The sequence below is a fragment of the Proteus sp. fly-1067 genome (assembly GCF_040139345.1).
Taxonomy (GTDB): domain Bacteria; phylum Pseudomonadota; class Gammaproteobacteria; order Enterobacterales; family Enterobacteriaceae; genus Proteus; species Proteus vulgaris_B.
In genome coordinates this window covers 215,788-229,729 of the sequence record NZ_JBEEUL010000004.1, presented here as the reverse complement: position 1 = coordinate 229,729, position 13,942 = coordinate 215,788, and the positions used below count along the sequence as shown (strand labels likewise).

Annotated in this window: 11 protein-coding genes; 5 read left to right on the top strand and 6 right to left on the bottom strand. The window is 33.6% G+C overall.

The window, feature by feature from the left end:
* Positions 1-63: 63 nt before the first annotated feature.
* The 3 genes from ABN217_RS08510 to ABN217_RS08500 form a co-directional block, all read right to left on the bottom strand.
* Positions 64-1,647, bottom strand: a complete 1,584-nt coding sequence (locus tag ABN217_RS08510) for a hypothetical protein (protein WP_349459303.1) — start codon at positions 1,645-1,647, stop codon at positions 64-66.
* Between the two features lie 201 nt (positions 1,648-1,848).
* On the bottom strand, positions 1,849-2,481 hold the full coding sequence (locus tag ABN217_RS08505) for a helix-turn-helix transcriptional regulator (protein ID WP_196553572.1): 633 nt from the start codon (positions 2,479-2,481) through the stop codon (positions 1,849-1,851).
* 64 nt (positions 2,482-2,545) lie between these two features.
* Positions 2,546-3,178 carry a TetR/AcrR family transcriptional regulator gene (locus ABN217_RS08500; protein ID WP_072069348.1) on the bottom strand — a complete coding sequence of 211 codons (633 nt, stop codon included), beginning with the start codon at positions 3,176-3,178 and terminating at the stop codon, positions 2,546-2,548.
* A 231-nt stretch (positions 3,179-3,409) separates the two neighbouring features.
* Here ABN217_RS08500 and ABN217_RS08495 point away from each other — a divergent pair, with 231 nt between their 5' ends.
* The gene (locus ABN217_RS08495; protein ID WP_349459302.1) at positions 3,410-4,621 is read left to right on the top strand and encodes a Tm-1-like ATP-binding domain-containing protein; all 1,212 of its coding nucleotides are present in this window, start codon (positions 3,410-3,412) and stop codon (positions 4,619-4,621) included.
* A 16-nt stretch (positions 4,622-4,637) separates the two neighbouring features.
* Positions 4,638-5,465 (top strand): phosphoenolpyruvate hydrolase family protein, encoded by an 828-nt coding sequence (locus tag ABN217_RS08490; protein WP_072069350.1) that lies wholly within the window; start codon positions 4,638-4,640, stop codon positions 5,463-5,465.
* A gap of 86 nt (positions 5,466-5,551) precedes the next feature.
* Here ABN217_RS08490 and ABN217_RS08485 read toward each other — a convergent pair whose 3' ends face one another.
* Positions 5,552-6,451: a diaminopimelate dehydrogenase gene (locus ABN217_RS08485; RefSeq protein WP_164525968.1), complete on the bottom strand. Its 900-nt coding sequence runs from the start codon at positions 6,449-6,451 to the stop codon at positions 5,552-5,554.
* 200 nt (positions 6,452-6,651) lie between these two features.
* Between ABN217_RS08485 and ABN217_RS08480 the strand changes: the two genes are divergently transcribed.
* Complete coding sequence (locus tag ABN217_RS08480; protein ID WP_072069352.1) at positions 6,652-7,992, top strand: MATE family efflux transporter; 1,341 nt, start codon at positions 6,652-6,654, stop codon at positions 7,990-7,992.
* Between the two features lie 46 nt (positions 7,993-8,038).
* Here ABN217_RS08480 and ABN217_RS08475 read toward each other — a convergent pair whose 3' ends face one another.
* Both ABN217_RS08475 and ABN217_RS08470 read right to left on the bottom strand, forming a co-directional pair.
* Positions 8,039-8,836, bottom strand: a complete 798-nt coding sequence (locus tag ABN217_RS08475; protein ID WP_197269524.1) for a hypothetical protein — start codon at positions 8,834-8,836, stop codon at positions 8,039-8,041.
* Positions 8,837-9,016: 180 nt separating this feature from the next.
* Positions 9,017-10,264 carry a hypothetical protein gene (locus ABN217_RS08470; protein ID WP_197269525.1) on the bottom strand — a complete coding sequence of 416 codons (1,248 nt, stop codon included), beginning with the start codon at positions 10,262-10,264 and terminating at the stop codon, positions 9,017-9,019.
* Between the two features lie 442 nt (positions 10,265-10,706).
* Between ABN217_RS08470 and pepT the strand changes: the two genes are divergently transcribed.
* Complete coding sequence (gene pepT, locus ABN217_RS08465; RefSeq protein ID WP_349459301.1) at positions 10,707-11,960, top strand: peptidase T; 1,254 nt, start codon at positions 10,707-10,709, stop codon at positions 11,958-11,960.
* Entirely contained in the window at positions 11,957-13,324 is a 1,368-nt protein-coding gene (gene dcuC / locus ABN217_RS08460; RefSeq protein WP_196553567.1) for a C4-dicarboxylate transporter DcuC, read from the top strand. The genes pepT and dcuC overlap by 4 nt, the downstream gene beginning before the upstream one ends.
* Positions 13,325-13,942: the final 618 nt, after the last annotated feature.

Sequence of the window (13,942 nt, the reverse complement as noted above, 5' to 3'; positions counted from 1 at the left end):
CCATATGTAAATCAATATAACTTTATTATTACGCATATAAATAAAAAACATTTAATAAAAAAATTATATATGTTCAAAGTAATTTGAAAAATATTTTCTCAACACTTCATCTTTAGAACCATCCAAGTTATTCGTATCCAAACCTATTCGACTAAAAATACCCTTTAAATAATTTTCTATTTCTGTATTTTTAGTACTCACAACTCCCGCTCCCCCTAAATCTCTTACGCCATTGTTTGTATAAGAGCTTATTTTACTTTCTTGGTTTTCAAATGTCTGATAACTAATTAATAAAACTATTGCATCTTGAGCCCATTTATAATTAATGTTATTGCTTGTATTTTTAAAAATTCGAATAAGTAATTCATTACCTCTTTCATTACTCTTTATATTTTCATAAAAACTTTTATCCAATGATTTTATAATTTTCTTTGTTGCAATACCTATATTTTTAGAGATATCTTTATTTACCACCCTTATCAAATTATCTATTTTAGAAATAGTATTTCCCTCACCAATAAAATCTTTATTTTGTGATAATTGATTAAATAGCTCTTTTGTTAATGTTAAAGAGATAATATTTTTGTCGTATTTAAAATCGCCATTAGATTTAGAAATAATATCAGCCCTACTTTTCTCACTCATTAATGAATCAAATATTTTTACAATAATACTATCTGTATCAATATTTTCATTTAATGTATTTATTCTATCTCTTAGTAAATTTTTTAGTTCATTAACTGTATCCCTAGAAAAAACCATGCCTATATTCTTGTTTATATCATCAGATTCTTCCTTAAGAATTAAATTCAATTTACTATTAATTTCAGAGGGTAAACCAGCATAGCTTTCTTCAAATTTACTTTTAGCTAAGTCAGCAATAAATTCACTTTTTAGTATTTTAATATCATTAATAAGTTTACATTCTAATGCTCTTTCTAATGTTTGATATTTTATTATATTATCTATATTTTTATTATTATTTTTTCTATTTATTACTTCATTTGTATTTTTGATAAATGTGTTATTTAATTCATTTAAGCGTTTAATGAAATTATCAACAGGTTTGTTATTCCCTGATATTGAATCAAGTTTAAACTCACTTAATGCTTGATTAACATTTAGATTTACAGTATTTATTCTTAAAGGTAGTAGATTTCTATTGATAAACTTAAAAGGAGAAATTAAAATTTTAAATAAGTTTTTAATGCTTCTTTTTTTCTCTTTTTTTAATTTAATATCTTCATTAACATTTAATTTCTCTCTCCCTGACTTTGTGACAAAATCAGATAGTTTATTTATGTTATTTTGTTTTTCTAAGTTATTAATTTCTGTTCCATTTAAATTATTTTTTTCATTTAATGTTTCAATACTTTGTTGAATATTAGAAAGTATTTCGCTAAATTTATTATCTATATCTCCCGAAGAAATAACCGGATAACTATCTTCAGGGATTTTATCCAAATTATTTCTACAATATTTTATATACTCTGACATATTATTTTCTAGTGGTCTATTATCATTTATTTTACTAAAGTTTATGTTATCGTTAGAAATAGAAAGTAATGAATCTATACATTTAAAACCCTGAGTTATTTTATTATCCACATGATGAAAACTTGTAGATAGTGAGATACCAATTTTCATTTTATCACCCTTAATAAACATTATTACAAATAGTTTATCCCTTAATTTTTTTTAAGTTTGTAAAAATCGCACAATAGTAATCAATTAATAACTTTCAATAAAAACACGATATATTATTTATAAAATAAGACACCCCAAAAAAAAAGATATCAACTAAGTGATATCTTTTTTTTGGGTGTCTTTTAAAAAATGTCTCTTGTTTTATTCTTTTAAATCGTTATACACCGTTGCCCTTGAAACGCCTAAATACTGCGCTGTAATTTCCATTGACTTACGCAGTGAAAGATAACCTTCATCCTGTAAACACAATAGCAATTCACGTCGCTGATGCGGTTTTAATGCTCTTGGTGTAACAGAATAAGTTGCTGAAAATTCATCAATACGTTTTTTCAGCGAATCTTCTGTCACTGAGCTAAAGGTTTCAATAATGTCATTACCTTCTTCAAGGGTTGCAAATTGGTTTAGTACCATTTGCAATCCTTTGATCATTGAAATATCAATATTTAAGCATAATGCCGCAACATAATTCCCTTGTTTATCTTTAATGCCAATAGACGTACTTTTTGCGGTTCTACCATCAGGGAATTGATTTGGGTAATTAGCTACAATTTGTGGGAAGTCAGACGATTCAATACGTGCCATTCCCAATTCTGTTGCTCTATCCCCAACTTTTCTACCTGATAGATTATTTTCAATGACCATAATGGTATTTTCACTATCAGTTAGATCATGAAGTACAACCTCACAAAAAGGCGATAATGTTTTACCAATGCCTTGTGCAATAAATTGTAGTTGTTCTACCAGCCACTCTTGGTCTTCTGTTTTGTGTGACATAACGATCCCTGCAATAGCTAAAACGTAAATGATTTATACAATTTTAACCGATTTATTCAAATAATTAATCGTTATCTGCAGGATAATCAGATTTTGCCTGATTTAGAATAGCTTTTGCCATCCATTGAGTCATATCAATGACCTGTTGATCATCCATTTTCCAGATATCTTTCATTACCAAAAAGACTTCTGACCCATAAATTAAAGAGAACGATTTAATCACCTTATCCCACATTTCTTGAGGATAGTGTGCTTTTAAAGGTTCAATAACTTTGAGTAAAATCTCTTTACGGTGACCACGAATAAATCGTTTTTCTGCATATTCACTCGATTGTCTCTCTTTTGCCCATTGCTGTAATGAAACTTGCAAAGCACCACGCAGTGCGCCTTCATGTTTAAACATTTGTGGATAGGCAAGATTGAGCAACTCAGTAATGCGTTGTTGCGTATTATCTTCGGGAGTTGGTGTCCATGCAATGATCGGCGCTAAACTTGCATCAACTGTGGCACTAATTAAATCACTTTGTGTGGGAAAATAACGATATGCGGTTGCCCTCGAAACACCGGCATGTGCAGCTAACTCTGACACTGTCGGTAACATTCCTTGCTCAAAAAGCCCCAATGCAGTTGTTACCAATAATTGATAGGTTCTTTTTCGTGTACCGGACATGGCATCCGTTTCATCACTATAACTCATAGAAAATCCTTCGTTATTCCTACACTTTTATGTCTGGGCTTATCTTAAGCGAAATACTCACAACACTTAACGTTTACTTTAGGTGATTAATTACACCTTATCGACCTTTAATGTGCAAAAAATAAAAATAATGAGACAGTAGTCTCAAAACAGTGCTATGATAAATGAAACTCAAGTCTCATTATGATTATAATCTATCCGTCGATAATTATAAAAGGTATGGGAAGGCTTATGAAACAGTATGCTGGTTCTATTTATATTGCCACAACGCTTGATACTAAAAGTGCTGAGATTTTTTATGTCAGTGATTTAATTAAAAAAGCAGGCCTTCCTGTTAAGACCGTTGACTTGACAACAAAACCCAGGGCACTCGCACGAGAAGCGGATGTCACAGCAACCGAAGTTGCACGCTTTCATCCAGATGGCCAAGAAGCTGTGTTCTGTGGTGATAGAGGGAAAGCAATAGAAGCGATGTCGGTTGCTTTTGAACACTATTTAACTCACTGTGATGATGTCTTAGCCATTCTTGGACTAGGCGGCTCAGGGGGGACAGCTCTGATTACACCAGCAATGCAATCTCTGCCAATTGGTGTTCCTAAATTGATGGTATCGACGATGGCGTCTGGCGATATTTCAGGCTATATCGGTGCAAGTGATATCTCAATGATGTACTCCGTTACAGATGTATCAGGCCTAAATCGTATTTCTCGTAAAGTTTTAAGAAATGCAGCGAATCAAATCGCTGGCGCTGTTTATTTTTACCAAGAAGAGCATGTTGTTGATAAGCCTGCGGTAGCACTAACAATGTTTGGTGTAACCACTCCTTGTGTACAACAACTCACTCAAAAACTTGAAAATAATTATGACTGCCTTGTTTTTCATGCAACAGGAAGTGGCGGCAAAGCCATGGAAAAACTGGTAGACAGTCACCTGCTTCATAGTGTGTTAGATCTTACAACAACTGAAGTGTGTGATTACTTGTTTGATGGTGTACTTGCTTGTGATGAAGACCGTTTTGGTGCAATCGCCCGTACTAAAACCCCTTATATCGGTTCTTGTGGCGCATTAGATATGGTCAACTTTGGTCGCCCTTCTAGTGTTCCTGAGAAATATAAAGGGCGTCAATTTTATCATCATAATGCACAAGTCACCTTAATGCGCACAACACCAGAGGAAAACCGTCAATTGGGTGTTTGGATCGCTGAAAAAATAAATCAGTGTGAAGGTCCATTACGGTTTGTATTACCACAGGGCGGTTTTTCTGCTCTGGATATTGAAGGGGGCCCTTTTTGGGATCCAAAAGCAAACCAAGCGTTTTTTGATGCATTTATAACAACATTTAAAGAGACAGAGACTCGTCAATTAGTCATCAGTCCTTATCACATAAACTCAGCTGAGTTTACTCAGCAAATTTATGATTTACACCAGGAACTTATTTGTTAACCACGGAGAAAGAAGAATGACTCATTCACGTGAAACGTTACTAAAAAAATTCAACGAAATGATTGCACGCCATGAACCAATTATTGGTGGTGGTGCAGGTACTGGCCTGTCAGCTAAATGTGAAGAAGCAGGTGGTATCGACCTTATCGTTATTTATAACTCAGGTCGTTACCGTATGGCCGGTCGAGGATCTTTAGCGGGTTTATTAGCTTATGGCAACGCTAATGAAATCGTTATGGATATGGCAAAAGAAGTATTACCTGTTGTTAAACATACGCCTGTACTTGCAGGAGTAAATGGCACAGATCCATTCTGTAACTTTGATAAGTTTTTAGATGATGTCAAAGCTACAGGTTTTGCGGGCGTACAAAATTTCCCAACGGTTGGCTTAATTGATGGTAATTTCCGTGCCAATTTAGAAGAAACAGGTATGGGTTATGGGCTTGAAGTAGATATGATCCGCCAAGCTCACGAAAAAGATTTACTAACCACGCCTTATGTCTTTAGTCGTGAAGATGCCATTGCAATGACTGAGGCTGGTGCCGATATTATTGTGCCACATATGGGATTAACGACTGGCGGTAACATTGGTGCAGAAACTGCATTAACATTAGCGGACTGTGTCCCTTTAATTAATGACTGGGCAAAAGCAGCAAAAGCAGTACGTGCTGATGTTATTGTGCTTTGTCATGGTGGCCCGATTGCAACCCCTGAAGATGCACAATATATCTTAGATAATTGCCCTGATTGTCATGGGTTCTATGGTGCAAGTTCAATGGAACGTTTACCAACAGAAGTGGCATTAACCGCAACAACAAAAGAATTTAAAAGTATTAAACGCTAATTCAAAATCATCAAGTTTGCCTAAGCGTTAATCCATATTGCCCACATTATGTGGGCAATATTTTATGCAAAAAATCCTAATTCAAATTAGACTAATTTTGCAATTAATGTATTTAAATCACCCGCTAAGAAATCCACTGGTGGAATTTCAATAACGGTATAAGCACCCGCACGTTGCTTCATACTTGCTCTTGCCGCTGAAACCATAAATTGAGACGTCAATGCAGGGTTGTTAATACGCATTGAATATTCAAATAATTGGTTATGTGTTTTACCCGAAACACCTTTATGAGTCATATGAACACCATGCCCAACATCTTTTAAGCTATCGACACAATCGACTTGCTTCACATGGGTTTCATCAGAAGAGAAATAGCTATCAGCTTTAATCGCTTGCTCTACTTGATTAAAATCTACACCCGCTTCTAATTCGACATAAACCATACGGCGATGAACGCCCGTACCTAGCGGAATAGTCATTGAAAGTGCATCTTTAACACCTTCAATGCTTTTAGCCGCAACACTGTGCCCCATACTCATACCTGGTCCAAAATTAGTATAAGTAATGCCTTTGGGTGCCATGGCTAACATTAATGTACGAACAATAGAATCAGAGCCAGGATCCCAACCTGCTGAAATAACAGCAACACGGTCATGTTTTTTAGCCACTTCATCTAATTCTGTTTTTAATGACACAATTTCGCTGTGAACATCAAAACTATCTACTGTATTAATGCCTAAGCCTAAAATAGATTTAGCTAACTCTTTAATTGCACGGGTTGGTGAACATAAGAGAGCAACATCAACATTACCTAATGTTTTAATATCGTTAGTTACGGTAATATTTTGCAGCTCTTCTGGGATGTTGTTTATATCGCGGCGAACAACTCCCATTAATTCAAAATCTTGTGCAGCTTGGACAGCTTCTAATGCAAATCGACCAATATTACCGTAGCCTACAATCGCCACTTTTATTTTAGTATTCATTAATTCCCCTGACTTTAACGTTAATCATCTCTTAATGATAATAGTGATTAGTTATCAATGAATAAACCATATAAATATCTTTTTTGCCAGATAAACATTATTTGCGCTATTCCCTTATAAATAAACCTTGTAGAATCCCCCTTCTTCCGACACGTTTATATTAATAAATCGATTTCACTCTGTTTTTAAGAAGGTTTTCAATGCATCAGTCTGATGTAGCGGATCGCTCGCTTTTCTCTCTTAGTTGGCCAATATTTATAGATATTTTCCTACATCTAGCCACACTATTAATTAATACTTACATGGTAAGCCACGTTTCTACCGCTTACTTAGCCGCTATGGGCGTCGGCAACCAGGTTTTTGATCTTTTCATCACCATTTTTAGTTTTATTAGTGTGGGATGTAGCGTCGTTATTGCCCAATATTTAGGTGCGGGTAAAAAAGAAAAAGCCAGTCAGGCAATCCATATCTCTATTGCATTTAACTCATTACTGGGGATAAGTAGCGCTGTAATTATTCTCTTTTTTGGCTACAACATTCTTAATTTAATGAATACGCCATCTCACTTGGTTCAAGATGGCTACAATTACTTGCATATTATTGGCATTTGTCTTATTCCTGAGGCAATTTCAATTATTCTGGCTGCATGTTTAAGAGTTTATGGCAAATCAAAAGCCGCCATGTATGTCACATTGATTGCTAACATTGTTACCGTCATTGGTAATATGATTGTACTTTATGGCTTCTTTGGTTTACCACAATACGGATTAGTCGGTGTTGCTTGGTCTACTGTTGTTGGTCGTATTATTGCCGTCATTTTATTATGTGGATTATTGTTCTACGGCTTACGCATTAAATTTCAAGCAAGACAACTCTTTATCTGGTCCAAAAATATGCTGGGGAAAATCCTACATATTGGATTACCGGCTGCTGGTGAAAATCTAGTTTGGATCTTACATTACATGACTGCATCCGCCTTTATTGGTTTAATGGGCGAAGTTCCTCTTGCAGCACAAACGCTCTATTTCCAATTGTCATTATTTTTAATGCTCTTTGGTATTGCTATTAGTATTGGTAATGAAATTCTTGTGGGGCATTTAGTTGGCGCTAAACGCTTTGATGATGCCTTTAATCGTGGCTGGAAAAGTTTAAAAACTGGTGTGATATTCACGATTGGGGTAGTGATTATTTATTGGTTTATGCGTGATCCTATTTTGTATTCCATTACAGAAGATCAACGCATTATTGACCAATTAATTCCTCTGTTTATTTTGTCGGTCTTTTTAGAACCAGGTCGTACTTTTAATATCGTGATGGTGAATGCCTTACGTGCGGCCGGCGATGCTAAATTTCCTCTGATGACAGCAATTTGTTTTATGTGGGGAGTGGCAATTCCGGTTGGCTATTTCCTTGGTATTAAGATGGAAATGGGATTGATTGGTATCTGGATTGGCTTTCTTTGTGATGAGTGGTTACGTGGTTTAACTAACGCATGGCGTTGGCGTTCACGTAAGTGGCAAACTAAACGCTTGGATATTTAGTACTAATACTCTCTTTTTTCCCCGATAAAATATCGGGGAAACCCTATTAGATAATATTGTCACTTTTCAACTTTAAGCTCTCAAGAAGAATAAAAGCATTTAAACGTCTTTTTAAATCTTCATTTACTTTAATTTTATGATTATTTGATTTATTAAAATCTTCTATAAATCGATAAATAAATCTATTAATTAAAAAATAATCTTGTATCTCATACTGCTCTTCATATTTTTCACATGAAGAAAATAATTCACCCAATGGAACATTGCTAATAATCTTAATTAAGTTATCTTTAAACTTACCCTTCACTTTATTATTCTTATAAATAATCTTAGATAAATCATCAACAAGCTCTAGTTTTTCTTTTAACAAACAATCTTGATTCATTGTTTCATAAATTGGCTCATAAATTGATTCATAAGTATTGCCTTCAATCGGCTCATTAATAGAACTATCAATAACATTTTCTAGCAATTCTTTATTTATTAATTTATCAGTATCAAACCCTTTATTTTTTAAATGATTAAATATTGATTCTTGTTCTTTATTATCTAAATCAAAAAATGGATTTTCTTTTTCACTTTTAATAAATAAACTTTTATTAGAAAAATAGCCATCAGCGATTTTATCATAAAACATTTCGTAAGAATTAGAAACGCAAGAGATATCTTTACTCATGTCGATATAAATTGGTTCGTCTAGCGTCTCCATTGTTTTACTTTCTAAACACTTAACACCAATAAATCCATGCGATGAATTTTTCATTGATAACACTGAGTCTCTATGAATAGAGAGATCAGTATCTGATATATGATTTGCTAAAATTGAAGACATTCCTTGTGGCATTATGTTCATCTTTTCAAGATACATCATTATCATCCTATTAATTAATATTTATACTATTCTATGGATTACGTTCTATCCTTCTATCATTTATCTGTCATTTATAAAAAACCTTCTATTTTTAAATCATATATAATAAATATATCTAAAATTAGTTAAAATTAATAGGAGGATAAAATAACACTATTCTTTTTTCACCATTGCCAATAGCTCTTGTGGCGTAAGTTTTTTATTTTCGTTAGCTATACTAAGTTGCTCATCTATTTCAGCTAAAAACTCATCAAATGAATTATCATTATTAATCGAATTAAGTTTATCTTTATGCTGTTTTTCTATTATTGACATATTATTTTCATCTAATTTATCATGCACAGCAAAAACTTTTTTCTGTTCTTCGGCCTCTTGTAACTTTTCATCTTCATTTAAAGTATTGTTAACTGTAGCGGTGATGTTTTCTATAACACCATTTTCATCGCTGCTTTGTTCTTTTTTTAAAAACTGCAAATAAATAATATTATTAATTCTTTTATTTAATTTAAAAAAATAGTCTGAATTAGCCAGTTTTTTAAAATAAGTTTCTTTATTAATAGGATCTTTTTCTCCCGATCCCTTATTTTCATTATAAGTTTCCAAATAATTAACAACTTTATCGAGAAATACATATCCATATCTATCATTATCATCTGATAACCTATCTAGTAATGAAATATCTTTTGTAATTTCAATTAAATGAGATTTAAAATTTTCTTTTTCAACAGAAACTTGATTTTTATTAATGTTAGAATTAATTTTATTGCTCGTATTTTTATCAATATTTTTAAAATCAGTTTTTATCAAATCGCCATCATTAACCTGATCATATTGCGGATCAGTAATAGCTGTTTTTTTATTTACATAACCATCGAATTTTACATATTCATATTCACTTCCACCTTTTAAATTAGATATATTTAAATTATCATTTGATTGATTTGATAATGCCATTTTAGTTTTTATTGATGATTTAAATTGTATCTCTGTAATATAATTAATTAATGATAATTTACTCTTTAATAGACTATCTTGTTTACATAAATAAAGATCATTAATAGCTTTATCAATCGGAACCAAATCTCCATTAGGAAGTTCAATATATTTTAGAATTTGCAGTCTTTCTTTTAAAGTGTTTTTCTCATTATCTATACGGTTAAACTCTATCGTTTCATTATTTATTCCTTTATTACTGATGATTAAATCTTTAGATTTTAAAAACGAGCTATTTGCATTAAATATAATTTTATTCTCATAGCGACCAGGATGAATGAATTCATTTATTGCATTCCTCACCTTGATAGATAATTTAGAAATAGAGAGTTTTATTTCCCCGCCTATGGAGACTATTTTATTAGCAATAGAGGGTGATTTTCTACCAATTTCATTGATACCATTCATTATCACAATACTCATATTATTTATATATAAATAATATTTTACTCTCAGTGTTTCCCTCATCTATCACTTCTCTTTTCTATTTTTTTAAATAAATAGCATTTTTTTAAGAAAAAAACTTAATATCTTTCAAAAAACATATTAATTATGATAAAGAAATAATAATGAATTAAATGAAGTTTAACGATTAACTTCACAAAAATAGAAGTCATAAAGTAAACAAAAATAACCTCACCTATACAAAACACGATTTTTTTTAATAAAGAAAAAACCAAAAATTAAATATTAATTAACATTAAACTTTTCTTATAAAAATAATTATTTTCCTCTAATTCCCTGCTGGTTTTTTTATGATACAACAAGTAGATGTTGTCCTTTCCAATAAATGAGACAACTAAGCTTTAATAGAGAGAATACAAAAAATCAAACACAATGGAGTCTTGTCATGAATCTCGTTGAACGTTTTATTTCTTATACAAAAGTTAACACCACGACTAACAGGGAAAATGGCGCAGCTGGTATTATGCCTTCATCGGAAGGTCAGCGAGTGCTTGCACTACAATTAGTGGAAGAATTAAAAGCGTTAGGTGTTGAAGATATCAAAATTCGCGATACCGCGATTGTCACAGCCACACTTCCTTCAAATCTTGATTATGATGTCCCTACGGTTGCCTTTTTTGGTCATCTAGATACCAGCGCTGAACAAACTAATGATACCAAAGCGCAAATCCTACCTTATAAAGGTGGTGACCTCTGCTTAAACAAAGAGCTTGATATTTATCTACGCCAAAGTGAATTCCCAGAACTAGAAAACTATATTGGTGACGATATTATCGTGACGGATGGCACCAGTTTATTAGGTGCTGACGATAAAGCGGCTATTGCCTCAATTATGGATATGTTGCAATACTTTAAACAACATCCCGAAGTTAAACACGGTACGATTAAAATTGGTTTTGTGCCAGATGAAGAGCAAGGTTTACGTGGTGCAAAAGCCTTTGATACTAAAGAATTTGGTGCTGATTTTGCCTATACATTAGATTGCTGTGGTATTGGTGAGTTAGTGTATGAAAACTGGAATGCAGGGGATGTGGAAATTACCTTTACTGGTGCTTCAGCCCATCCAATGTCTGCGAAAGGTAAATTAAAGAACTCACTATTAATGGCACATAAATTTGTTGCTATGTTACCGGGTGGCGAGGCGCCTGAATATACCGAAGGCCGTGAAGGTTATTATTGGGTAAAACAATTAGCAGGTAATAGCGCTCGTACTGTATTAAAAATGGATGTGCGTGATTTCACCGAAAAAGGTTACGCTCACCGTATGGCATTTTTAAAACAACTTTCAGATTATTGCGCAGGTTTATGGGGTGAAGACTCCGTAACTTGTAAACTCGCTGACCGTTATGCCAACGTCTTTAATAGCCTACAAGGTGATAATCGCTACCCTATCGATATTGCAGTTGCCGCTTATGAAGCAAATGGAATTACTCCTCGCCCGATCCCAATGCGTGGTGGTTATGATGGTGCAGCCCTTTCTCAAAATGGCTTACCTTGCCCAAACATCTTTACTGGTGCTCATAATTTTCATTCTATTTATGAATATCTGCCTGTTAAATCCCTTTATGCTGCCAGTGATGTCTTAAAGTCCGTCGTGAAAATCACAGCAGAGCGTTTTGCACCTGGAGCTAAAGAATGATCCAAATTCTTGCGGTCTTAGTCGTCGTTGTTATTGTCGCTAGGATGATTTTGAAAGGATATAAAGCAGAACCTGTTTTGTTAGTCGCCGGTCTAGCCTTAATGGTGCTAACCATGATGTTTGGTTGGGGAGATATTCTTCCTAAAAATGTCAAAACAACAGGCATTGGCTGGTTAGATCCTTTTGAAGTAATGCGTGATCTCTTTAGTAGTCGTGCTGCTGATCTTGGTTTAATGATCATGGCACTGATGGGGTTCGCACATTATATGGATCATATTGGCGCTAATGAGGCCGTTGTACGGGTTGCAACTCGCCCGTTGAGAAATATGCGTTCACCTTATGTGTTGCTATTTTTCTCTTTTTTACTCGCGAGTATTTTGCAACTTGCTATTCCTTCAGCAACTGGATTGGCCGTTCTGTTAATGGGTACGATGTTTCCGATTATGATAGGACTTGGCTTATCCCCAGCATCTGCCGCGGGTGTAATTGCAACTTCATTAGGGGTGGCTTACACCCCAACGGCTATTGATGCCATTCGTGGTGCAAAAGCGGTTGATTTAGGGGTCGTAGAATATGTACTTTATTACCAAGGGCCTGCGGCGATTGCAACCGTATTAGCTGTTGGTATTACACATATCTTCTGGCAGCGCCATTGTGACCGCAAAGCCGGATTTGTGCCTCAATTAGGCAAAATGTCTGAAGAAACAAAGAGTGATAAAAACGTACCTGGCTTTTATGCCTTACTGCCAATGTTACCGATCATTATGGCGGTAAGTTCATCAAGCCTATTTGTTGCAGGAATTCACCTTGATGTAGTCACTATTGTATTGATTTCAATGGCAATTTGTATGCTAATTGAAACATTACGCTTACGTGATTTTAAATCAGTGTGTGCGGGCTTCCAGCATTTCTTAAAGGGTATGGGTTCTGCATTTAGTAACGTTGTGGGGTTATTAGTCGCAGCGGGTGTCTTTGCTCATGGTATTAAAGTCAGTGGTGCAATAGATAGCCTGATTGTAATGGCGGAGTCTGTAGGCTTGCCACCATTTGCTATGGCATTGGTCTTCGCTATCGTGACATTAGCGGCTGCAATTATTATGGGTTCAGGTAATGCTCCCTTCCTTGCATTTGTTGAACTTATTCCACAAATTGCACATAGCATGGGTGTCAACCCAATTGCGATGATTTTACCAATGCAACAAGCGTCACATATGGGACGAGGTATGTCTCCTGTAGCTGGAGTTATTATTGCAGTATCTAGTGGTGCTAAATTGCAACCGTTTGATGTTGTAAAAAGAACAGCGATCCCGCTTATGGTCGGCTTTGTATTTCATAGTGCTATTATTGCTATCTTCTATTATTAATAAATATACCTGAAGCAATATTTGTTGCTTCAGGTTGTTTTCAAATAATAAACATATTAAAAATAGACAAAGATATTTTATTGTTATTTTTATAAATAAAAACTAGTTAACTGTTTTTCTAAATATAGACTTAATTATTTATTTAAAAAAACATCGAAGCTATCATCATGAAAATATTAACAAAATAATAAATCATTATTCTTATACACTAAAATTTAATGAGCCTATTATCTGCTTTGTTAAAATAAAAATGTGATATTGAAAATATTCATTATTTTTATTTTAACGATTCTGAGTTAGCCCACATTAAGTATGATGATTATACTAGCAATAGAATTGTGTATTCGTTCTATTGCCTTTTTATTTAATCTTATCTTCAATTTTTTAAATTATCTTATTTAACTTCATTTTTATCCTCCTTAATTTATACACTAGATACAAAATATACCTTCTTTAGCTCTCATAAATTACATTAAAGAGTCAGAACGTTTGCTTTTATTTTATGTGGAAAAAATTACCAACACAGAAGCTATAAAGGGTAATATTTTCTCAAAATTTGTACAATGTTAGTAAATTCAGAAAAAACTTTCTCCAATAAATTCAGTATGATTGTGGTAT

Coding starts and splice junctions, on each gene's coding strand:
- ABN217_RS08485 (WP_164525968.1), bottom strand. CDS start 6,451: ATGAATACTAAAATAAAAGTGGCGATTGTAGGCTACGGTAATATTGGT.
- ABN217_RS08505 (WP_196553572.1), bottom strand. CDS start 2,481: ATGTCACACAAAACAGAAGACCAAGAGTGGCTGGTAGAACAACTACAA.
- pepT (WP_349459301.1), top strand. CDS start 10,707: ATGAATCTCGTTGAACGTTTTATTTCTTATACAAAAGTTAACACCACG.
- ABN217_RS08490 (WP_072069350.1), top strand. CDS start 4,638: ATGACTCATTCACGTGAAACGTTACTAAAAAAATTCAACGAAATGATT.
- ABN217_RS08480 (WP_072069352.1), top strand. CDS start 6,652: ATGCATCAGTCTGATGTAGCGGATCGCTCGCTTTTCTCTCTTAGTTGG.
- ABN217_RS08510 (WP_349459303.1), bottom strand. CDS start 1,647: ATGAAAATTGGTATCTCACTATCTACAAGTTTTCATCATGTGGATAAT.
- ABN217_RS08475 (WP_197269524.1), bottom strand. CDS start 8,836: ATGCCACAAGGAATGTCTTCAATTTTAGCAAATCATATATCAGATACT.
- ABN217_RS08470 (WP_197269525.1), bottom strand. CDS start 10,264: ATGAATGGTATCAATGAAATTGGTAGAAAATCACCCTCTATTGCTAAT.
- dcuC (WP_196553567.1), top strand. CDS start 11,957: ATGATCCAAATTCTTGCGGTCTTAGTCGTCGTTGTTATTGTCGCTAGG.
- ABN217_RS08495 (WP_349459302.1), top strand. CDS start 3,410: ATGAAACAGTATGCTGGTTCTATTTATATTGCCACAACGCTTGATACT.
- ABN217_RS08500 (WP_072069348.1), bottom strand. CDS start 3,178: ATGAGTTATAGTGATGAAACGGATGCCATGTCCGGTACACGAAAAAGA.